The 21,055-nt window shown below is 62.9% G+C and carries 17 protein-coding genes; 13 read left to right on the top strand and 4 right to left on the bottom strand.

The window, feature by feature from the left end; genetic code table 11:
* The first annotated feature begins 7 nt into the window (after nucleotides 1-7).
* The 4 genes from cheB (at nucleotide 8) to KP004_RS09125 (ending at nucleotide 5,415) form a co-directional block, all read left to right on the top strand.
* Complete coding sequence (gene cheB / locus KP004_RS09140; protein ID WP_216802011.1) at nucleotides 8-1,063, top strand: chemotaxis-specific protein-glutamate methyltransferase CheB; 1,056 nt, start codon at nucleotides 8-10, stop codon at nucleotides 1,061-1,063.
* A gap of 13 nt (nucleotides 1,064-1,076) precedes the next feature.
* Entirely contained in the window at nucleotides 1,077-2,435 is a 1,359-nt protein-coding gene (locus KP004_RS09135) for a hybrid sensor histidine kinase/response regulator (RefSeq protein ID WP_216802010.1), read from the top strand.
* Nucleotide 2,436: 1 nt separating this feature from the next.
* Nucleotides 2,437-3,945: a sensor histidine kinase gene (locus KP004_RS09130; protein WP_216802009.1), complete on the top strand. Its 1,509-nt coding sequence runs from the start codon at nucleotides 2,437-2,439 to the stop codon at nucleotides 3,943-3,945.
* Between the two features lie 99 nt (nucleotides 3,946-4,044).
* Nucleotides 4,045-5,415 (top strand): sigma-54-dependent transcriptional regulator, encoded by a 1,371-nt coding sequence (locus KP004_RS09125; protein WP_437178149.1) that lies wholly within the window; start codon nucleotides 4,045-4,047, stop codon nucleotides 5,413-5,415.
* Between the two features lie 159 nt (nucleotides 5,416-5,574).
* Here KP004_RS09125 and lhgO read toward each other — a convergent pair whose 3' ends face one another.
* Nucleotides 5,575-6,771 (bottom strand): L-2-hydroxyglutarate oxidase, encoded by a 1,197-nt coding sequence (gene lhgO, locus KP004_RS09120; RefSeq protein WP_216802007.1) that lies wholly within the window; start codon nucleotides 6,769-6,771, stop codon nucleotides 5,575-5,577.
* A 249-nt stretch (nucleotides 6,772-7,020) separates the two neighbouring features.
* Nucleotides 7,021-7,956 carry a 3'-5' exonuclease gene (locus tag KP004_RS09115; RefSeq protein ID WP_239027005.1) on the bottom strand — a complete coding sequence of 312 codons (936 nt, stop codon included), beginning with the start codon at nucleotides 7,954-7,956 and terminating at the stop codon, nucleotides 7,021-7,023.
* Between the two features lie 179 nt (nucleotides 7,957-8,135).
* Here KP004_RS09115 and KP004_RS09110 point away from each other — a divergent pair, with 179 nt between their 5' ends.
* From KP004_RS09110 to KP004_RS09090, 5 genes are all read left to right on the top strand, one after another.
* Nucleotides 8,136-8,960: a HesA/MoeB/ThiF family protein gene (locus KP004_RS09110; RefSeq protein ID WP_216802006.1), complete on the top strand. Its 825-nt coding sequence runs from the start codon at nucleotides 8,136-8,138 to the stop codon at nucleotides 8,958-8,960.
* A gap of 483 nt (nucleotides 8,961-9,443) precedes the next feature.
* On the top strand, nucleotides 9,444-11,213 hold the full coding sequence (locus KP004_RS09105) for an aldehyde ferredoxin oxidoreductase family protein (protein ID WP_239027040.1): 1,770 nt from the start codon (nucleotides 9,444-9,446) through the stop codon (nucleotides 11,211-11,213).
* 11 nt (nucleotides 11,214-11,224) lie between these two features.
* Nucleotides 11,225-11,743 carry a 4Fe-4S dicluster domain-containing protein gene (locus KP004_RS09100; RefSeq protein WP_216802004.1) on the top strand — a complete coding sequence of 173 codons (519 nt, stop codon included), beginning with the start codon at nucleotides 11,225-11,227 and terminating at the stop codon, nucleotides 11,741-11,743.
* A gap of 81 nt (nucleotides 11,744-11,824) precedes the next feature.
* Nucleotides 11,825-13,183 carry a putrescine aminotransferase gene (locus KP004_RS09095; protein WP_216802003.1) on the top strand — a complete coding sequence of 453 codons (1,359 nt, stop codon included), beginning with the start codon at nucleotides 11,825-11,827 and terminating at the stop codon, nucleotides 13,181-13,183.
* Nucleotides 13,184-13,356: 173 nt separating this feature from the next.
* Nucleotides 13,357-14,196, top strand: a complete 840-nt coding sequence (locus KP004_RS09090) for an EamA family transporter (protein WP_216802002.1) — start codon at nucleotides 13,357-13,359, stop codon at nucleotides 14,194-14,196.
* 17 nt (nucleotides 14,197-14,213) lie between these two features.
* On the opposite strand, the gene KP004_RS09085 is transcribed toward KP004_RS09090, so the two are convergent.
* Nucleotides 14,214-14,438: a MoaD/ThiS family protein gene (locus KP004_RS09085; RefSeq protein ID WP_216802001.1), complete on the bottom strand. Its 225-nt coding sequence runs from the start codon at nucleotides 14,436-14,438 to the stop codon at nucleotides 14,214-14,216.
* A gap of 63 nt (nucleotides 14,439-14,501) precedes the next feature.
* Nucleotides 14,502-15,803 carry a 4-aminobutyrate--2-oxoglutarate transaminase gene (gabT, locus tag KP004_RS09080; protein WP_216802000.1) on the bottom strand — a complete coding sequence of 434 codons (1,302 nt, stop codon included), beginning with the start codon at nucleotides 15,801-15,803 and terminating at the stop codon, nucleotides 14,502-14,504.
* Between the two features lie 217 nt (nucleotides 15,804-16,020).
* Between gabT and KP004_RS09075 the strand changes: the two genes are divergently transcribed.
* From KP004_RS09075 to KP004_RS09060, 4 genes are all read left to right on the top strand, one after another.
* Nucleotides 16,021-16,326, top strand: coding sequence for a hypothetical protein (locus KP004_RS09075; RefSeq protein ID WP_216801999.1), 306 nt, complete (start codon nucleotides 16,021-16,023; stop codon nucleotides 16,324-16,326).
* Entirely contained in the window at nucleotides 16,310-18,091 is a 1,782-nt protein-coding gene (locus KP004_RS09070) for a sigma 54-interacting transcriptional regulator (protein WP_239027004.1), read from the top strand. The genes KP004_RS09075 and KP004_RS09070 overlap by 17 nt, the downstream gene beginning before the upstream one ends.
* 319 nt (nucleotides 18,092-18,410) lie before the next feature.
* Nucleotides 18,411-19,211, top strand: a complete 801-nt coding sequence (locus KP004_RS09065; protein ID WP_216801998.1) for a hypothetical protein — start codon at nucleotides 18,411-18,413, stop codon at nucleotides 19,209-19,211.
* Between the two features lie 426 nt (nucleotides 19,212-19,637).
* Nucleotides 19,638-20,996, top strand: a complete 1,359-nt coding sequence (locus KP004_RS09060) for a putrescine aminotransferase (RefSeq protein WP_216801997.1) — start codon at nucleotides 19,638-19,640, stop codon at nucleotides 20,994-20,996.
* The last annotated feature ends 59 nt before the right edge of the window (nucleotides 20,997-21,055 follow it).

The following is a 21,055-nucleotide window of genomic DNA, read 5'->3' as shown; positions in this document are numbered from 1 at the left end:
ATCAGGCGTGATCAGACTGTTGGTAGTAGAGGATTCAAAAACGGTGCAGCGCGCACTGGTGGCGGCATTCGAGGCCGATCCGGAGCTCAAGGTGATCGGCACCGCCGAAACCGGCGAGGAGGCGGTCGAGGCCGCCAGGACCCTGCGGCCCGACCTGATCACCATGGACATCAACCTCCCCGGCATGGACGGCTTCGACGCCACCCGCGCCATCATGTCCAGCTGCCCGGTCCCCATCGTCATCGTCACCGGAAAGATGAACCCCAAGGATTCGGCCACGCTGTTCCGGGTCATGGAGGCGGGCGCGCTGATGGTCCTCTCCAAGCCCGCCCCGGTGGGAAGCGCCGGTTACCAGGCATCCGTGGACAACCTGGTGCACCATCTGAAGCTGATGGCGGAGATCAAGGTGGTACGCCGCATCTTCCCTTCCGGCAAGGTTGCACCCCGTCCCGAACGTCCGCTTCCCCTTCCCGGCGTGCAACCGGTCAAGGTGGTGGCGATCGGGGCCTCTACCGGGGGACCTCCCCTTTTGCGCCAGATCCTCGCCGAGCTCCCGGAGCGGTTCCCCGCCGCGGTCCTCGTGGTGCAGCACATGGCCGTCGGCTTCACGGAGAATTTCGTGCACTGGCTGAACCGTACCTCGAAACTGCCGGTGCAACTGGGCATGGACGGGACGCAGGTCGCCCCCGGGCAGGTCTACGTCGCGCCGGACCATTTCCACATGGAGGTCACCCCGGCAGGCCGGATCGTCCTCGCCGACACCCCGCCCGAGCATGGGGTCCGCCCGTCGGTCTCGGCGCTGTTCCGCACGGTGGCACAGTGTTACGGCAGGCAGGCCATGGGCGTGCTTCTTACCGGCATGGGTAAGGACGGCGCGCTGGAGTTGAAGACGATCCGGGGGCGCGGCGGCATCACCGTGGCCCAGGACAAGGAAAGCTCCATGGTCTTTGGCATGCCCGGCGAGGCGATAGAGATCGACGCGGCACAGCATGTGCTCCCCCCGGGGGCAATCATCGAACTGTTGCAACGCATGACCGGCACAACAAGCACCGTCTCAAGTTGAGGAAGAAAACGTGATGGAAACCACCCATACCGCTGCCGCCAGGCAGCACCGCATACTGATCGTAGACGACAGCCCGACCCAGGCGAAGCTTTTGGAGCTCATGCTGGCCGAACAGGGGTACGGCGTCTCCAGTGCCAGAAACGGCAACGAGGCGCTGGAAATCATCCGGTCCGCCTCCCCGGACCTGGTCATCAGCGACATCCTGATGCCCCAGATGGACGGCTTCGAGCTCTGCCGGCGCGTCAGGCAGCTCCCGCAGGGGGAGCAGATGCCGATCATCCTGCTCACCCACCTGAACGACCCGGCCGACGTGCTGCACAGCCTCGAGGTGGGGGCGGATTACTTCGTATCCAAGCCCTACAGCCAGAAACTGCTCCTCTCGCGGATCCGGTCGGTCCTGGAAGGCGAGCGCCTCTGCCGCCAGGGCGAGGCAGACGGGGAGGTCTCGGTCCGCTACCGCGGAAGGCAGTACCAGGTCCAGGCCGACTGCGCCCATACCCTGGAGCTGCTGCTGGCGACCTACGAGATGGCCGCGGAAAAGAACCAGGAACTGCTCGGGGCGCAGGCGCTTCTTTCCAACCTGAACCGCGAGTTGGAAAAACGTGTCCTGGAGCGGACCGCTGCCCTTACCCAGGAAACCGCAGAGCGCCTGCAGGCGCTGGAAGAGCTGCGCAAAAAGGACGAGGTGCTCATGCAGCAAAGCAGGCAGGCCGCCATGGGCGAGATGATCGGCAACATCGCGCACCAGTGGCGCCAGCCGCTCAACGCCGTCGGCCTCCTGGTCCAGGACCTCACCCTCTCCTACGAGTACGGCAACTTCAGCCGGGAATACCTCGAGTCCAGCACCGGCAAAATCATGCAGATGGTCCGGCACATGTCCCAGACCATCGACGATTTCAGGAACTTCTTCACCCCCGACAAGGAGAAGATCGAGTTCCACCTGGAGAAGGTGCTGCGGCGCACCCTGGCGCTCATCGACGGCAGCTTGAACGACAAGGGGATCACCATAGAGCTCGAGGTCGGCGAGGTCCCCACGGTGGTGGGCCATCCCAACGAGTTCTCCCAGGTCCTGCTGAACATCATGAACAACGCCATGGACGCCTTCGCCGAAGCGAAGGTCCGCGCTCCCCGGCTGAAGGTCACCCTCTCCAGCGAGGACGACAGGGCCGTGGTCACCATCGCAGACAACGCCGGCGGCATCCCGGACGAGATCATCGGACGCATCTTCGAACCCTACTTCACCACCAAGGAACAGGGGAAAGGGACCGGCATCGGCCTCTTCATGGCCAAGAACATAGTGGAAAAGAGCATGAACGGCTCGCTGACCGTGTGCAACACCGGGGAAGGCGCCGAGTTCAGGATCGAGGTTTGACATGGCGGTAACCGCGGCACCGGATAACGGATTCAGACTACTGTACGTGGAGGACGACGAGATAACGAGGCAGACGGTGCTCACCCTGCTGGGGCGGCGCTTTCCCGACCTCGCCATCTGTGGCGCCCGAAACGGCGCCGAGGCGCTGGAGCTCTACGGCACCTTCGCGCCGGACCTCGTGATCACCGACATCAAGATGCCGGTGATGAGCGGCATCGAGATGGCCCGGCGGCTCCTTGCACGCACCCCTACCCTGCCGATCATCGTTACCAGCGCCCACAGCGACATGCAGTACCTGCTGGAATCGATCGAGCTCGGTATCGCACGCTACGTCCTGAAGCCCATCGACAGCGGCAAGCTTTTCGCTTCCATCGACGCCTGCCTCAACACCCTCTCCCTGCAACGTGAACTGCAGGCCCAGCAGGCCTTCGTACGCAAACTGTCGCGGGCGGTGCAGCAAAGTCCCAGCTCGATCGTGATCACCGATCCCCAGGGAACGGTGGAGTACGTGAATCCGAAGTTCCGGGACCTGACCGGCCGAGAGGAGGCAGAAGTGCTGGGGCGCCCCCTGGCTGCAGTGCTGCCGGGCGGAGCCGAAATCTGGGACCGCGTATCGGGCGGTGCCACCTGGCACGGGGAGCTCGAAGATGTGGGCCGGGACGGCCTCCCGCTGTACCAGTTCTGTTCGATCTCGCCGGTCATCGACGAGGCCGGGGCAATCACAAACTTCGTTGCGGTACAGGAGGACATCAGCGAGCGGGTGCAAAACGAGCGGAAAATCGAGCAGCTCAATCAAAGCCTCTCCGCGCGCGCCGAGGAACTGGAGATCGCCAACCGCGACCTGGAGGGATTCAGCTACACGGTCTCCCACGACCTGCGCACCCCTCTCACCAACATCAACGGCTACTGTCAGGTCATCCTGGAGCTCTACGGCGGGAGCCTTGAGCAGGGGTGCAAGGACTTCATCAACACCATTTTCAACGAGACCATCAGCATGAACCAGCTGATCAGAACCCTCCTGGAGTTCTCCCGGATTTCCCGCGCCGAGATGGTCAAGTCCCCGGTGGATCTAAGCGAGATGGCGGGCCTCATCGCCGCCGGACAGCAACTCGCCGCCCCCGGGCGCAAGCTCTCATTCACCATCGAGCCCGACATGAACGGCTACGGGGACCCGAACCTGCTGAAGGTGGTGCTGGAGAATCTTTTCTCCAACGCCTGCAAATATTCCGGCAAGAGGGAGCAATCCCGGATCGAATTCGGTCGCATGGAGAGCGAGGGGGAAACGGTGTACCTGGTACGCGACAATGGGGCGGGGTTCGACATGACGCATGCGGACAAGCTCTTCAGTCCGTTCCAGCGTCTCCACTCGGAACGCGAATTCAGCGGCTTCGGGGTCGGTCTGGCCACGGTCCAGCGCATAATCCAGCGTCACGGCGGTCGCGTCTGGGCAGAAGGCGAGGTCGACCGAGGCGCGTGCTTCTACTTCACCCTCCCCGGCCCGCAGGCATAGTCGGCGGCGGCGCGGGGAGTTTCTTACGGTCAGCGGGAGGTTTCAGCAGTGACAGCGATAAACAAGCACTCGCAACGGATTTTACTGGTGGACGACGAGATGGTGATCCTGGAGAGTTGCCGGTCCTGCCTCAACACTGCGGGCTGGAGCGACGTGCTCATCGAAAGCGACAGCCGGCTGGTCCTGCCGCTTCTGGAACGGGAGGAGGTTGACGTCATCGTGCTCGACCTGCGCATGCCCAACATCACCGGCATCGAGCTGCTGCCGCAAATCGTCAGGGAGCACCCGCAGATCAAGGTGATCGTGGCCACCGCCAGCAACGAGGTGGAGACGGTGGTGAATTGCATGAAGAACGGCGCCTTCGACTACATGGTGAAGCCGATCGACGTAAAACGCCTGCTCACCTCGGTGAAAAAAGCGCTGGAAATGCGCAGCCTCTCCAACGAGCTTTCCGCGCTGAAAAGTTACATGTTCAGCGACCGCCTGGACCATCCCGAGGCCTTCGCCGGCATCGTCACCCGCAACAAGGCAATGCGGGCCGTGTTCCAGTACCTCGAGGTGATCGCCGGGACCAGGCAGCCCGTGACCATCACCGGCGAGACCGGCACCGGAAAGGAGCTGATCGCCCGCGCCATCCACGACATGAGCGGCTGCAGCGGCGATTACGTCGCCTTGAACGTCGCCGGCCTCGACGACAACATGTTCTCCGACACCCTGTTCGGGCACCGCAAGGGTGCCTTCACCGGCGCTGACCAGGCCCGCGACGGCCTGATCACCCGTGCCGCCGGTGGGACCCTATTCTTGGACGAGATCGGCGACCTGAACGAGATGTCCCAGATAAAGCTTTTGAGGCTGTTGCAGGAACAGGAGTACTACCCGGTCGGGTCCGACTTCGTCAAGAAAAGCGACGCCCGCATCGTCATGGCCACCAACCGCGACCTGCAGGAGATGATCAAGCAGGGAAAATTCCGCAACGACCTTTACTACCGCCTGTGCGGGCACCGGGTGCACCTCCCTCCCCTGCGTGAAAGGCGGGACGACATTCCGCTGCTTCTGGACCATTTCCTGGAGAAGGCGGCCGAGCGTCTGGGCAAGAAGAAGCCCACCCCTCCCCCGGAGCTGGCCGTGATGCTCACCTTGTACCCGTTTCCCGGCAACGTGCGCGAATTTGAGGCCATGGTCTCCGACGCCGTCTTGCGCCACACCTCCGGCGTGCTTTCCATGGAGACCTTCCGGGCCGTGATCGGCAACGAGCGTCCAGCACCCCAGGGGGACCCCGCCACCGGCAAGGCAGACGGCGAAAGCCCCCTCTGCGGCATCTTCGGTCACTTCCCCACCCTGGACGAAGTGGAGCAGTACATGATCAGCGAGGCGATGAAGATGGCCAAGGGGAACCAGGGGCTGGCCGGCAAGATCCTGGGCATGGGTCGCCAGACCCTCAATAAGCGCCTCAAGTCACAACCCGCCTGAAAATTCAAAAGCAGTTACGCAAAGAACGGGAAGCCGTCGCGAAGCGCGCGAAGAAAATCTCGATCGGGGTTTACCCCCCGTCAGGTCGTTCCTTCGCGTTCTTCGCGGATACTCCGTGTATTTTGCGTAACTGCTTTTTTTAAGTCTCGTTTCTTTGCTTTACCGGAAGTGCCCCCCCACGATCCCCTGCGCGAGGTCCATGGACGAGGTGAAGGCGGGTGAGATGGGGTTCAGCACGTGGACCGTCGGCCCGTCGGCCACCACCAGGAAGTCCATGACCAGTTGCTTCGTGGTCCAGTCCACGAGCTGCGGCCGGATCCCCACCTTGGAGGCTGCCACCACGTCACCGGGCGAAAGTTCCTTGACCAGTCGGGCGGCGTCCTTGAAGAAGACCGACGGGATGTACTTGGCGGGTTCGGTGAGCGCGACATTACGGAAGGGCTTGTTGGTAAGAAACAGCACCAGGTCCTGGAACGCGATGGAGAAGGCCTCGGCGTCGATCCCCTTGACGATGCCGTAGTTTTCCCTGCCGAAAGCGGGGATCGCCGTGGGCCCCAAGTAGACGTCGCCGTGCACGCTGCGGGTGAAGTGGACCCCGAGGAAGGGGTTTCTGATGTCGGGGACGGGGTAGATGCTGGAGTTGACCGTGTACGGGGCGTCCTTTTTGAGCAGCCGGTACACCCCCTTGAAGGGGATCAGACGGTAATTTTCTCCCACGCCGAAGAAGGCCGCCACCTTGTTGCAGTACGCTCCCGCCGCGTTGACGAACCTGTTGAAGCGGATCTCTCCCTTGGTGGTCACCGCCACCCCGCTCCCCTTGAGGCCGGTCATGCGGCACCCCATCACGAAGTTCACCTTGCCGCTTTCCTCAAGGTCCTTTTTGAGGCTTTTCAGCACGGCCTTTGGGTCGACAACCGCAGTGTAGTGCGAGAAGAGCGCGCGTTCCACGGTGCGGGCGTTGGGTTCGATCGCCGCGAGCTGGTGTTCGTCGATCATCTCGACCTTGGCGCCGTTTGCGGTGGCGCGTTTGAACAGCTCGTCGAGGACCGGCAGTTCGGCCTGCGTGCGCGTCACGATCACCTTGCCGTTTTCCAGAAGCGGCAGTCCCTTCTCCTTGCAGTAGGCCCGCATCAGGAAGTTGCCGTTGAGGCAGGATTTCGCCTTGAGGCTGTCGGGAGAATAGTATATGCCCGCGTGCAGCACCCCGGAGTTGCGGCCGGAGGCGTGCACCCCAAGTTCCGCTTCCTTCTCGATGATGACGATGTCGCCGTGACCGGAGCGTACCAGCTCGCGAGCGATGGTAAGCCCGATGATCCCCGCCCCGACGATCAGTATCTCAGCCTTGTCGATGCTCATGCTGTCTCCGTATTTGGGCGATATTTAAGTCATTAACGCAAAGCCGCCAAGCCGCAAAGGCGCAAAGGGAGTCAAAACCAAACGAAAGGATTTTGTTTCTCTTAGCGTCTTTGCGCCATTGGCGTTAAATATTTAACTTTTCAGTTTTAGGTTTTCTTAGCGACTCCGCGCCATTGCGCCTTTGCGTTGAAGCCTTTGTTCAAAAGGTTTTCTTTGCGCCTTTGCGGCTTTGCGTGAGCGCTTTAGGTTTTACTCCCGCACCGAGAAACGCGCGTAGGCGTCGCAACGCATGATCTGGACGGCGCTCGTGTTACCCCTCGGATAGATCTCCCGGGCAAGGTACGCCAGCTCTTCCGGCTCCTCATGCGCCGGCACATCGCGCCACCATGCCTTGCTCCCCCCCTGCGTCCCGTCACTCCAACGGTAGCCGCGCTCCTTGAGCACATCCTTCTTGTCGAAGGGGGCCGATACTGCATAGATGCGCGAGGTGACCTCGTGGGCCCGCTTCAGCAGCTCCAGGAAAATCGGCGCGCCGCTCACCGGCAAACGCTCCAGCAAAAGCCCGAGCACCCCCTCGGCATCATCCAGCGCGCGGTGGGCGTTGATGGTGAGGGAACCGGTCTTGAACAGGAGAAACTCCAGGGTGCGCGAGGAAAGCCGCTCCGCACCCCAGTCGATCTGGCAGACGGTGCAGGCCCAGGGAAGGCTCACGAAGGCGGGAAAGCGGGTTTCCACGAACTTGCGGTCGAAGGCCGCGTTGTGGGCGATGACAAGATCCGCCTTCTCGGCCAGGGATGTGATGAAGGCGTCGTCGAAGCTCTGGCCGCGCACCATGTCGTCCGAGAGGCCGGTGATCTCCCGCACCTCGGGGGGGATGGCGAAGCCGGGGTCTTCGAAACCGGAATAGCGGTCAGTGATCCGGTAAATCTCGCCGCTTTCGGCATCGAACTCGAAGGCGACGATACCGAGCTCGATGACCTTGTCCTGCTTGTGGTTCAAACCGGTGGTCTCGGTATCGAGGCAAAGGGCGACCTTGGCGTGGCTTGGGCCGGGACGGCCGAGCCTGGCATCCCGCGCCAGGTTCAAGCGCCGCAGCACCTGGTAATCCCCCGTGTTATGCAACGACGCGATGGCGATTTCTATCTCCAGCGCGTTCATCGGGCCCCCTTTTTGCTTCACTGCCATGTCGTCACCTTGTACCTTGGGGTGTGACCGGGAAGCTCAGGCTACAGCCCGTGCCACTCCGGTAGTCAGGCACGATATCACAGACTTAGCATGGCAGGCAACAGTCAGCATTGCCGTAGTGCAAAAACGGGCCGGGCAGCGCCTGCAACGGGCGAACAGTCGGCGCAAGGATAACCGCAATGGAGCAACTGAACAAGTTTCTCAACGAACGCGCAAAGGGAACCCTCATCTCTTGGCAGCACCAGGCAGAGGCGGCGCGCCGCTACGGCATCACCGTCCACCAAACGGAGCGCGCCATCCTGGAAATGGGCCTGCTGCCGGCGCGCTACCAGCGCAACAGCGGCACGGTGCCCCCGGAGGGGCAGCTGGTCCTGCACCGCAGCCGGGTTACGGTGATAGGATGCGGCGGATTGGGAGGATACGTTGTGGAACAACTGGCCCGGGCGGGGGTCGGCACCATTGTGGCCGTTGACCCGGACGTGTTCGAAGAACACAACCTCAACCGGCAGCTCCTGAGCAGCATCGACGCGCTCGGGGCGTCTAAGGCCGCGGCTGCAGCGCAACGGGTCGCAGCCATCAACCCGGCGGTCACCGTGGTGCCGGAACAGGTTGCCTTTTGCCCCGACAACGCCCGCGAGCTTATCGCCGCAAGCTCAGTGGCCGTAGACGCCCTGGACAACGTGCAGGGCAGGCTGGAATTGGCCGACGCCTGCAACAGCTTGGAAGTCCCGCTGGTACATGGCGCCATTGCCGGCTGGTACGGCCAGGTCGCCACGCAACTGCCCGGGGAGGCAACACTTCGCCTTATCTACAGCTCCTGGACCTCCGGCGCAGGCGTGGAGCGCGAATTGGGCAACCCCTCCTTCACCCCTGCCGCCGTGGCGAGCCTCCAGGCCGCGGAAGTCTGCAAACTGCTGCTCGGCTCCGGGCGCCCCCTGACCGGCCGCAAGCTGGTGATCGACCTGCTGCACATGGACATGGACCAATTCACCGTCCCCACCTGACCGGATCCGGTTGCGGCCCATAAGCGCAATGTGGCGCTGCATCCTTGATGCAGCGCCGCATCACACCGTGGTGGCTGCCGCACCGCTTTCGGTCCACCGATTACGTCCCGTCTCTTCCGTCACCTCCTCGCAATACCAAGCAGCAGCGCAATTATCCGGCCCCAGTCCCGGCTTTCCCCACCGTTTTTACGACAGATGCGCCCCTGCATCATCCCATGCCGGAACGTGATGCGGCTGGCAGGCTCCGCGCGCTCCGTGCAAAAGGCACGTGATACAACGAGGCGCTTTCAAAGCATCACGATCTGCGTGAAAACAGCAGGTTGTACACTGCACCCTGCCGAACCTGGCGCCCACTCCTCTCCGTCCCTCAGCGGTTCCGCCTCGTGGCACGCCCTGTGCTAACACGACAGCGCCGACGAAGGGGCGCACGGTTTCCAAAGGCGGCCCCGCTGCATCCAATTTCAGACAAAACACGGGGTGAACATGAATCTTTACATGGGAAAGATGCTGATGGTCGACCTGAGCGCGGAATCGGTCACGACTGAGCCGTTGCGCGCCGAATGGCTCCGCGAGTACTGGGGAGCATGGGGGCTGGCGCTGCGCTACTACACGGATGCGGTCTCGCCCGAGATCGACCCGCTCGCGCCGGAGAACGTCGTGGTCATCATGACCGCCCCCCTGTGCGGGACCTTGGTCCCGCTCGCCTCCCGCATGTGCCTGGTCTCCAAGTCGCCGCACACCGGGACCATCTTCGAGTCCAACGTGGGGGGCTCCTTCGGCCCGGAACTGAAGTACGCCGGTTATGACGGCATCATCATCAAGGGGCGCGCCTCCGCGCCGGTCTTCCTCAAGATCGACAACGACAGGGTCAGCCTCGAAAGCGCCGAGCACATGACCGGCCAGGGGATCTTCGAGACCGAGAAACTGATGGAAGCGGCCATCGGCGCCCACGGTGCCAAGACGCTCGCCATCGGCCCCGCCGCCGAGAACATGATCACCTACAGCATGATCGGCTCCGAATCCTACCGCCAGTTCGGCCGCGGCGGGACCGGTGCCCTGTTCGGGAGCAAGAACCTGAAGGGGATCGTCTGCCGCGGCACCGGCGCGGTCCGGGTCGCCGACATGTCCAGGTTCCTTGAGCGCACCGATCACTACACCAAAAACGACCTGTTGTGCGACGACAACCTCTGGGCCAAGACCGACGGCACCCCCATCCTGGTGGAGGTGACCAACGAGATGGGGATCCATCCCACCAGGAACTACACCAAGGGGTTCAACGGAAGGAAGGAGCAGCTCAACTCCGACGCCATCCAGGCCGCCAAATTGGGCAACCGCGCCTGTGCCTCCTGCCCGATGGCCTGCGGCAAGTTCACCCGGGTCAACTCCGCCGAGATCGAGGGGCCCGAATACGAGACACTGTGCCTGGGGGGCTCCAACTGCGACATCCACGACCTCGAGGCGGTGATCCGCTTCAACCGCCTGTGCGACGACCTCGGACTCGACACCATGACCTGCGGCAGCACCATCAGCCTCGCCATGGAGATGACCGAGAACGGCGTTCACAACTTCAACCTGCGTTTCGGGCAGGTGGACGAATACCTCAAGGTCGTCTACGAGATCGCCACCCTCTCCACCGAGCGCGGACGCGACCTGGCCAAGGGGGCGAAGCACCTGGCCGCCAAGTACGGCGCTGAAGAGCTCAGCATGGAGGTGAAGGGGCTCGAGATGCCCGCTTACGAGCCGCGCGGCAACTTCGGCATGGGGATTGCCTACGCAACCAGCGAGCGCGGCGCCTGCCACCTGCGCGCCTTCCCCATCTTTGCCACCGACCCGCACGACATCGACGCGCTGGTCTCGGACGTGGTCGACGCGCAAAACGCCAACTCGATCAAGTGGTCGCTCGGTTTCTGCGACTTCTGGGGCACGGTCAACACATCCATCGAGGCGGACCTCATGTCGGCCGGTCTGGGTGAGGCGGTGAGCGCCGAGGAACTGGACCGGGCCGGAGAGCGGATCTGGACCCTGAGCAGGCTCTTCAACCTTGCGGCAGGCTTCACTGCGGCCGACGATACGCTTCCCAAGAAGATTATGGAGCGACCGCTCGAAGGGGGACGCCACGAGGGGCGCGTGTTTAGCAGAGCCGACCTCGCCCGCGCCATGCAGTCCTACTATGAACTGCGCGACTGGAGCGCCAAGGGGATCCCTTCGTCGCGCAAGCTGGCCGCGCTCGGACTCGAGACCACGACCCTATAGGAGACCTGACCTTGAAAAAAGAACTCTTCGCCAACCCGGATCTGTGCACCGGATGCAACAGGTGCACCCTCGCCTGCTCCGCCAACAAGGAGGGCGTCTTTCAACCCAGCAAGGCCAGGATGCGCGTGACCAACTTCCCGCTGCGCGGCTTCTCGGTACCCAACATCTGCTTCCAGTGCCCCAAGGCAAACTGCCTGGAAGTCTGCCCTACCGACGCCATGTTCCGCGGCGCGGACGGGGTGGTTCGTCTCAACCGCGACCTGTGCTCCGGATGCGGCGCCTGTGTCACCGCCTGTCCCTACGGCATGGTCGAGCAGGACGCCAAGGGGATCCCCTACAAGTGCGATCTCTGTGACGGCGATCCGGCCTGCGCCAAGGAGTGCCACTCCGAAGCTCTCGTGCATACCACCGGGGATGCCGCGCTCTTCCAGCTCAAGGCGGCGCAGATGAAGACACGACACAACTCGGGCACACCGCTCGAGAAGCGGCACAAGGTTGCCGAAGCGTTGAAAAGGAACTCACGAGGCTAGAACCTGCACCTTTTCAGCAGGAAGGTGCTATTGATAGCTCTACACCAGATGCTTCACGCGAAGCGACAAGGAGATTCAGTGATGATGAGAGACGTAGCGTACGCACAAAGCGAAGCACAGAGGATGCTGAACCTGCTCCTGACCCCGGAGCACGAGGTTCCGGCGGCGGAGCGCGAGAAGATCGAGCAGGAGACCGTTGAGAACTTCGCCAACCACATCAACAAGGGGTGGCTCAAGTACAGAAAGTCCATGACCGAGGCCGGCGACTTCGCCTCCGTCGAGTGGACCGGGCAGGGCTCCATCCTCACCGACACCCGCGGCCGCGAGTTCATCGACATCCTGGGCGGTTTCGGCCTCTACTCCGCCGGCATCAGGCACCCCAAGATCGTCGCCGCCGCCAAGGCGCAGCTCGACCGCAGCCCGCAGTACAGCCAGGAAATGCTCGACCCGCTGCGCGCCCACCTGGGCAAGGTGCTCGCCCACCTGCTCCCGGGCGACATCCAGTACGGCTTCTTCATCAACTCCGGCACCGAGGCGGTGGACGGTGCCATGAAGCTCGCCAAGCTCTACACCGGCAAGGCCGGTTTCATCTCCACCGAGCGCGCCTTCCACGGCAAGACCCTGGGGCCGCTCACCCTGATGGGCAAGGCGATGTACCGCGAGCCGCTCCTGCCGCTTCTGGGCAACGTGCGCCACGTACCCTACGGCGACGCGGCCGCGGTCGAGAAGGCGATCCAGTCGGCAAACCAGGTGGGCGACGGCATCGCCGCCATGATCGCCGAGCCGATCCAGGGTGAGGCCGGCGCCATCATCCCGCCGGACGACTACTGGCCGAAACTGCGCGAGATCTGCGACAAGTACGGTGTGCTCCTCATCGCGGACGAGGTGCAGACCGGCCTCGGGCGCACCGGCACCCTGTTCGGCGTGGACCACTGGAACGTGACCCCGGACATCATCTGCCTGGGCAAGGCGCTGGGCGGCGGTGTCATCCCCTGCTCCGGCTTCTTCGCCAGCAAGAAGGTGTGGGAATGCATGGAGCCCAACCCCTTCATGCACTCCACCACCACCGGCGGCAACCCGATCGCCTGCGCCGCGGCGTTGGCCTACATCAACGTGATGCTGGAAGAAGATCTGCCGCGCCAGGCGCGCGAGAAAGGCGAGTACATCGTAGAGAAGCTGGAGGGGCTGAAGGCGAAGTACCCGAAGGTGCTGAAGGAAGTGCGCGGCAGGGGCCTCCTGATCGGCATGGACTTCCCGACCGACGAGATGGGGTGGCAGGTCGCCTCGGGCATGTTCAGCCGCCGCGTCTTGACCGCGGGCACCTTCATCAACGCCAAGAGCATCAGGATCGAGCCCGCCCTCACCATCGGCTACGACCTCATCGACGAGATGCTGGTCAGGCTCGAAGACGTGTTCAAGAGCATCGCCGGCGACCTCTAGCCGCCGCGGCTAGAGGGAAAGGGCTCTAAGGCGGGAAACCGACACGCATCGCCACGTAATCCGGAACGATTCAAATAAAGGGGGGGCGCTTTCGCGCGCCCCCTTTTTGACAACTATGCTGTAACAACTTATTGCGCCCTAACCCTCAACTACTACCTTAAAGGTGAACCACCATGCTCTCCGTGCTCTGCGGTCTCGCGACAGCCTTCTGCTGGGGGACCTGCGACTTCATCGGCGGCACCAGCAGCCGCCGCACCGGTGCCTTCTTCATGACCCTGGCCACCATCGCCTCAGGGCTCGCCATGCTGGTCCCGGTGGCCCTGCTGGTACGGGAAACACCGGTAACTGCCGGGGGGTGGGCGCTCAACATGCTTGCCGGCGGCTTCGACGCCCTGGGTATCCTGCTGCTGTACCGGTCCATGACGCTTGGCCGGCTGAGCCTCGCCGCGCCGCTGTCCGCACTCACCGCGGCTGCGCTCCCGGTGATCGTGGGTATGCTCACCCAGGGGATTCCCGACGGGAAGGTGGTGGCCGGGCTGGCACTTGCCCTTGCCTCGGTGTGGTTTCTGTGCCGGGAAGATGCGCAGGGGCCGGTAGAACCGCTCAAGCCCATCCACGTCTGGCTGCCGCTACTTTCCGGGAGCTGCCTGGGGCTTTTCCTGATACTCATGCATAGCGCGAGCGGCGGAGCGGTACTCTGGCCGATGGTAGCGGTCCGCTGCGGCGGGGTCCTGGTGCTGCTCTTGTTTATGGCTGCCGGAAAACAGGGGGGCGGCGACTGGGGCGCACTCCCCTGGCGGATGGTGCTTCTCAACGCATTTCTCGACGTTGCCGGCAACGGGTTTTACATCGTGGCGGGACAATCGGGGAGGATGGACGTGGCGGCGGTGCTCAGCTCCCTCTTTCCGGGCGCCACCGTCTTTCTGGCCTGGCTGATACTAAAGGAGCGGGTTTCGCGGCTGCAGATGGGGGGAATTGCGACCGCGCTGGCGGCAATCGCACTTTTGACCTGAAGCAGAGTGAGTACGGGCTACCCCCCGGAGATGAGCGGAAAGAGGGCCACTGTGTCCCCCTCCTGCAGCACGTGGTCCAGCTGTGCCGGGGCACCGTTAACCAGGATCACGCCCGGGCCGGGCTCGTTGAACCTGAGCTCGGCGATGCCGGCGCGCACCGAGGTGCCCGGAGCATACTCGCGCACGGCCTCCCTGAACCTGCCGATGCGGTAGTGAGCGAAAAGCTTGATGGTTACTTTCAATGCACCCTCCGATGCGGAAACGGCGCAGCCGGCAGTGAGACACCCGCCGGCTGCGCCTTGATCCTAGCCCCTCAGTTCCTGCAGAGACTCCTCGAGAATGGACATGCCGCGCTCCAGCTCGGCGTCGGTGATGACCAGCGGCATCAGTGTTCGGATCACGTTGCCGTGGTTGCCGCAGGACAGGACCACCAGCCCTTTCTGATAGCAGAGGTTGACCAGTTTCTTCGCCTCAGCCGCCGCAGGCTCCTTGCTCTCCCGGTCGCGCACCAGTTCCAGGGCCAGCATGGGCCCCTTGCCGCGCACCTCGCCGATGATCTCGTGGCGCGTTTGCATCTCGTCGAAGCGGGCGCGCATCTTCACGCCCAGTTCCTCGGCGCGAGCGAGCAGGCCGTCGGTGGTGAATATCTCCAGCACCGCCTGGGCCGCTGCCAGCGCGATGGGGTTCCCCCCGTAGGTCCCTCCCAGCCCCCCTACGTGCGGCGCGCTCATAACTTCGGCCTTCCCGGTTACCGCCGAGATGGGGAGTCCGCCCCCCAGGCTCTTGGCCGTGGTAACCAGGTCGGGGACCACTCCCCAGTGATCGATGGCGAACAACTTGCCGGTGCGCCCCATCCCGGTCTGCACCTCGTCGATGATCAGCATGATGCCGTGCTTGTCGCAGATCTCGCGCAGTTTGGGGAAGTATTCGGGGGGCGGGGTGACGAAGCCCCCTTCCCCCTGGATCGGCTCGGCGATGACCGCTGCAGTCTTCTCGGCGGCGACGTGGCTTATGAAGAATTCCTCCAGGTGTTCTGCGCAGGCGGTGTTGCAGCCTGGGTGCTTGAGCCCGAAGGGACAGCGGTAGCAGTAGGCGTAGGGCATCCGGTAGATTTCCGGCGCGAAGGGCCCGAAACCGAGCTTGTACGGCTTCACCTTGCTGGTGAGGGTCATGGTGAGGTTGGTACGCCCGTGAAAGCCGTTCTCGAAGGCGATCACCGAGGGGCGCCCGGTGGCGTGGCGCGCGATCTTGATGGCATTTTCCACGGCCTCCGCGCCGGAATTGAGGAAGATGGTCATCTTGTCCCCGTCGCCGGGTGCCAGTTCGTTCAACCGCGCCGCGAGGTCGATGTACAGGTCGTAGGGGACGATGTGGAAGCAGGTGTGCAGGAACTTCTCGGCTTGGTCCTTGACGGCGGCGACGACCTTGGGATGGCAGTGCCCGACGTTGGCGACGCCGATCCCCCCGGCGAAGTCGATAAATTCGCGACCTTCGGTATCCACGATAATGGCGCCACGGGCCTCCTTGACGAAGGACGGGGACAAAATGCTCACACCGGGCGGTACATGCTTGTTGCGCAACGCTTGCGACACTTCTGGGGTTCTCATCGATTCTGGCTCCTTTGACTGAAGTAGATTGCATGCGCGCCCGGTGCATGCCGCCGGGCACCGGGTAACCAGGTTATCAAGGAACGTACCAAAGCTCCCCCGCCTCACCCTTCCCCTTCTTTCGCCCTTTTTCCCCCACTTTGCATGGCACCTGCCCTGCCCTGCCCGGCAAACGCTCCCATCGAACGGCATCGGTTGATGCTCAACTGCATCGACAATGCGAATCAGCATCAACTCCGGCATCACGGTTAGCATCCTCTCAGGCGGGTTGCCGGCCCAGATGATGAAAACCGGCGTTAGGACAAAGGCGGCAATCTCGGGTTCCGAACCTGCCCGGCACATAAACTGCCCTTTCATCGCGTCCTCCTACCAGGAGCGCGCCCCGTATACGGAATCGGCGCGGATCGTGAATAAATCCTGCCACGGCATTCCTTCTTGCATTTTTGATGCAGCTATGCATTTATTGGCACACCACGGCATCCCAACCGCCGCGGCAGGAGAACCAGATGACGATAATGGCTGATTTCGTGGGCGAAACCGCCCCCACCCCGGAGCAGACCCACCAGGACGCATTCAATGCAGCGCAGTACAACGCCATGGGCGACGGCATCATCTCGGTGAACACCGCCGGAACCGTGCTGCTGTCCGACCGGGTCAGTCGCGTTAGCCTCGACATCTACCCGGGCAGTTCCCTGAGAGAACAGTTCCCCGCGCTGTGGAGCAAGGTGGTGGAGACCATGCGCGACCGCAGGCCCCGCTTCGAGTTGTCGGTTCAGAGGGGGGAAACGAGCTTCCTGGTCACGGTGAGCCCGGTGATGGTCGACGACGAGGTATCCGGCGCCATCTGCGTCTTCGTGGAGAACACCGATCTCGAGATCATGACCCGGCAGTTGCGGTCGTTCCGGGAACTAACCAAGGAGCTGGCTGCCATCATCGACTCCTCCTCGGAGGGACTCTGGGTATTCGACGGCTACGGTGTGGTGCTGCGCGTCAATCCGGCCGCCGAGCGCAACAACCGGGTCAAGAAAGAGGTGGTGGTCGGCCTGACCGCGCGCGAACTGATCGAGCAGGGGTACATGGAACGCTCGCCTGCACTGGAAGTACTCGGGTCCAAGGGCGTGGTCAACATGCTGGTCAACGAAGGAAACCGCAAGCTCATCGTCACCGGCACGCCGGTTTTCGGCGACGAGGGGGGCATCATCAGGGTGGTGGTCTCGGAGCGGGACATCACCGAGATCGACAAGCTGCAGCGCGAACTGGAGGACCAGGAAGCCATCAAGGGGCAGTTCTGGCACCACATGCTGGAGCAGCAGCAGGCCGAGCTCGCCTCCCAGACCATCATCGCCAAGAGCCCGCGCATGATCACCGCCCTGCGCCAGGCGGTCAAGGTGAGCTCCGCCGACTCGACCGTGCTGATCCACGGTGAATCCGGCGTCGGCAAGGGGCTCTTTGCCGACCTGATCCACAAGAATTCGAGCCGCAGCGCCAAGCCCATCATCAAGCTCAACTGCGGCGCCATCCCGGAGTCGCTCATCGAATCCGAACTGTTCGGGCACGAACGCGGCGCCTTCACCGGCGCCCAGACCGCCAAGCCCGGCTACCTCGAGCTCGCCGACAACGGCATCCTCTTCCTGGACGAGATCGCGGAACTGCCGCTGGCCTCCCAGGTGAAGCTTTTGCGCTTTCTCGAGGACGGGCGCGTGACCAGGCTCGGCGGCACCACCGGGCGGACGGTCGACGTGCGCATCATCGCCGCCACACACCGCGACCTGGAAAAGATGGTGGTGGAAAAGACCTTCCGCCTCGACCTCTACTACCGCCTCAACGTGATCCCGCTCTACATCCCCGCGTTGCGCGAACGCCAGGAATGCCTCTTACCGCTCATCCGCCACTACATCGACTATTTCAGCCAGAAGGTCGGCAAGCAGAAGCGTCTGGCCCGCGCCGCCCTCGACGCCCTGCTTGCCTACAGCTATCCCGGCAACGTGCGCGAACTGATGAACCTGTGCGAGCGGCTGGTGGTCATGTCCGAGACCGAGGTGATCGACCTGCAGGACCTCCCCAAGCAGCTTTTCGGCAGTCTCGAAGAGAAACCGCTGTCGCAGTCGGAGCAGACCCTGCCGGTGTGGCCAGGTGACATGACCCTGGAGCAGATCCTGGAAAGCGTGGAGCGTTCGTTGTTGAGCGACGCCATGAAGGAGCACGGCAACCAGTACCGGATCGCCGAGGCACTCGGGATCAACCAGTCCACCGTGGCCCGCAAGCTCAAGAAGTACGGCGTTTCCTAGCTTCCCCTCCCTCTCCCCCCTCGCGGCGGATGCCTCGCCGCATTCATGATGCCGAATTGCATCAAACAGGGGTTGGCGGTATCGTCGCCAGCCCCTGGCCGACCATTTCACAACGCCCACCGCCTCACCCGACCGCCCCTCTGCCATCCCAAATCATCCTGCAAAACAGGTTTTTCCTGCCAATCTCCCGGGAATACGCCACTGCATCGCCAACCGTATACGCATCTGGCACGCCTCGTGCTGATCATCCCGCCCAAAAGTCCCCTCATGAGCAACTGCAATGTAAAAAACTGTTGTACTTCACCCAAAGGAGGAAGAGATGAGCAAAAGCGGTTTATTGGCAGCAGCGTTGGTTCTGATGTTAGGCTCGGCGGTAATGGCGGCGGACGGCGATCCGCATGCAAAGGGCGAGGCGCCGGCCCTCCCCCCCGGGCCCAAGGTGAACGGCGATGTCTACATCGGAGTGATGAACAAGTACCTCTTCCGCGGCAACCAGCTCAACGCCAACAGTTCCTTCGTCACCCAGGGGGGCATGGATCTTACCTACAACTCCTTCACTTTCAGCTACTGGTTCAACAATCAGAACCGCGCCAACGGCTACGCCAAGGCGAAGACCACCGAGAACGACGCTATCATCAATTACGCCCTTCCGGAGCTTGTGAAGGACGTCACCATCAACGTCGGCGCCCAGTACTTCTCGCTCGATGCCGCCGAGGATACCGCCGAGTTCTACCTGCGTGCCACCTACAACACCCTGCTCAACCCGACCCTGGGAATCTACTGGGACTTCCTGGAGGCGCGCAACGACGGTCTTTTCTATACCGCCTCGGTCGCCCAGCCCGTACCCCTTATCCAGGACAAGCTGACTCTTAACCTGGGGGCGTTGGTTTCCTACAACCAGCACAACCCCAGCGCCGCCTACACCGATCTCGATTCCCGCAGCGGCATCTACAGCGACTGGCACAACTACGAGCTTTCCGCCACAATCGACTACAAGGTGTTGAATAACGTGACCATCACCCCCTCCTACATCTTTTCCGACCATCTGAGCAGCAACGCCAAAAACGTCGGCATCGGCGCGAAAAACTGTTACGGCATCAAAGCCATGCTCTCGTTCTAAATACCCCGCCTATCTGCAGGGGGGGGACGCCCCCCCTGCAGTCTCCCCTTCCAGTTTTCTCCCTGTCCACGTTCCTGTCCACGTTCCTGTCCACGTTCCTGTCCACGCCCGGATGCAAACCCGCAGCCAAGATGCGGCAATGCATCCCAAACCATGCCTCAGGTATCCCAGCGCCGCGCACGCCAGCGCCGCCCCCCTGCCTCCAGAAAAAAAAAGCAGTTCAGACCGGGGCTCACCACGATCAACAGCGTATACGAAATATCGTTTTATATCAGCCGTATACCAAAAATAGCTTCGGCCACCTGACCAGTTGCCAACACGCCTCCAGCCGCTTCTCCGGTCACGCCTCCTTTCAGCGTGGCATGTCCCGTGCAAAATTAGAAAGCGATATCACATCGCATTTTGCTGTCTAAAGGAGATTCAGTGATGACGAGAGACGTAGCGTACGCACAAAGCGAAGCACAGAGGATGCTGAACCTGCTCCTGACCCCGGAGCACGAGGTTCCGGCGGCGGAGCGCGAGAAGATCGAGCAGGAGACCGTTGAGAACTTCGCCAACCACATCAACAAGGGGTGGCTCAAGTACAGAAAGTCCATGACCGAGGCCGGCGACTTCGCCTCCGTCGAGTGGACCGGGCAGGGCTCCATCCTCACCGACACCCGCGGCCGCGAGTTCATCGACATCCTGGGCGGTTTCGGCCTCTACTCCGCCGGCATCAGGCACCCCAAGATCGTCGCCGCCGCCAAGGCGCAGCTCGACCGCAGCCCGCAGTACAGCCAGGAAATGCTCGACCCGCTGCGCGCCCACCTGGGCAAGGTGCTCGCCCACCTGCTCCCGGGCGACATCCAGTACGGCTTCTTCATCAACTCCGGCACCGAGGCGGTGGACGGTGCCATGAAGCTCGCCAAGCTCTACACCGGCAAGGCCGGTTTCATCTCCACCGAGCGCGCCTTCCACGGCAAGACCCTGGGGCCGCTCACCCTGATGGGCAAGGCGATGTACCGCGAGCCGCTCCTGCCGCTTCTGGGCAACGTGCGCCACGTACCCTACGGCGACGCGGCCGCGGTCGAGAAGGCGATCCAGTCGGCAAACCAGGTGGGCGACGGCATCGCCGCCATGATCGCCGAGCCGATCCAGGGTGAGGCCGGCGCCATCATCCCGCCGGACGACTACTGGCCGAAACTGCGCGAGATCTGCGACAAGTACGGTGTGCTCCTCATCGCGGACGAGGTGCAGACCGGCCTCGGGCGCACCGGCACCCTGTTCGGCGTGGACCACTGGAACGTGACCCCGGACATCATCTGCCTGGGCAAGGCGCTGGGCGGCGGTGTCATCCCCTGCTCCGGCTTCTTCGCCAGCAAGAAGGTGTGGGAATGCATGGAGCCCAACCCCTTCATGCACTCCACCACCACCGGCGGCAACCCGATCGCCTGCGCCGCGGCGTTGGCCTACATCAACGTGATGCTGGAAGAAGATCTGCCGCGCCAGGCGCGCGAGAAAGGCGAGTACATCGTAGAGAAGCTGGAGGGGCTGAAGGCGAAGTACCCGAAGGTGCTGAAGGAAGTGCGCGGCAGGGGCCTCCTGATCGGCATGGACTTCCCGACCGACGAGATGGGGTGGCAGGTCGCCTCGGGCATGTTCAGCCGCCGCGTCTTGACCGCGGGCACCTTCATCAACGCCAAGAGCATCAGGATCGAGCCCGCCCTCACCATCGGCTACGACCTCATCGACGAGATGCTGGTCAGGCTCGAAGACGTGTTCAAGAGCATCGCCAAGGAGCAATGATTATCTGCCGCGGCCGGGATTCTTCCCGCCGCGGCTTTTTGTATACAGATAAAACCATT

It is taken from the genome of Geomonas oryzisoli, from assembly GCF_018986915.1.
GTDB lineage: Bacteria > Desulfobacterota > Desulfuromonadia > Geobacterales > Geobacteraceae > Geomonas > Geomonas oryzisoli.
The sequence above is the reverse complement of the archived record's forward strand: the minus strand, read 5'-3'. Positions and strand labels throughout refer to the sequence as shown.

Excerpts from the sequence above, each read along its gene's own strand:
- KP004_RS09060 (WP_216801997.1), top strand. The coding sequence starts at position 19,638 with ATGACGAGAGACGTAGCGTACGCACAAAGCGAAGCACAGAGGATGCTG.
- KP004_RS09090 (WP_216802002.1), top strand. The coding sequence starts at position 13,357 with ATGCTCTCCGTGCTCTGCGGTCTCGCGACAGCCTTCTGCTGGGGGACC.
- KP004_RS09075 (WP_216801999.1), top strand. The coding sequence starts at position 16,021 with ATGCGAATCAGCATCAACTCCGGCATCACGGTTAGCATCCTCTCAGGC.
- KP004_RS09135 (WP_216802010.1), top strand. The coding sequence starts at position 1,077 with ATGGAAACCACCCATACCGCTGCCGCCAGGCAGCACCGCATACTGATC.
- KP004_RS09105 (WP_239027040.1), top strand. The coding sequence starts at position 9,444 with ATGAATCTTTACATGGGAAAGATGCTGATGGTCGACCTGAGCGCGGAA.
- gabT (WP_216802000.1), bottom strand. The coding sequence starts at position 15,803 with ATGAGAACCCCAGAAGTGTCGCAAGCGTTGCGCAACAAGCATGTACCG.
- KP004_RS09115 (WP_239027005.1), bottom strand. The coding sequence starts at position 7,956 with ATGGCAGTGAAGCAAAAAGGGGGCCCGATGAACGCGCTGGAGATAGAA.
- KP004_RS09130 (WP_216802009.1), top strand. The coding sequence starts at position 2,437 with ATGGCGGTAACCGCGGCACCGGATAACGGATTCAGACTACTGTACGTG.
- KP004_RS09065 (WP_216801998.1), top strand. The coding sequence starts at position 18,411 with ATGAGCAAAAGCGGTTTATTGGCAGCAGCGTTGGTTCTGATGTTAGGC.
- lhgO (WP_216802007.1), bottom strand. The coding sequence starts at position 6,771 with ATGAGCATCGACAAGGCTGAGATACTGATCGTCGGGGCGGGGATCATC.
- KP004_RS09110 (WP_216802006.1), top strand. The coding sequence starts at position 8,136 with ATGGAGCAACTGAACAAGTTTCTCAACGAACGCGCAAAGGGAACCCTC.
- KP004_RS09070 (WP_239027004.1), top strand. The coding sequence starts at position 16,310 with ATGACGATAATGGCTGATTTCGTGGGCGAAACCGCCCCCACCCCGGAG.
- KP004_RS09125 (WP_437178149.1), top strand. The coding sequence starts at position 4,045 with ATGGTGATCCTGGAGAGTTGCCGGTCCTGCCTCAACACTGCGGGCTGG.
- KP004_RS09095 (WP_216802003.1), top strand. The coding sequence starts at position 11,825 with ATGATGAGAGACGTAGCGTACGCACAAAGCGAAGCACAGAGGATGCTG.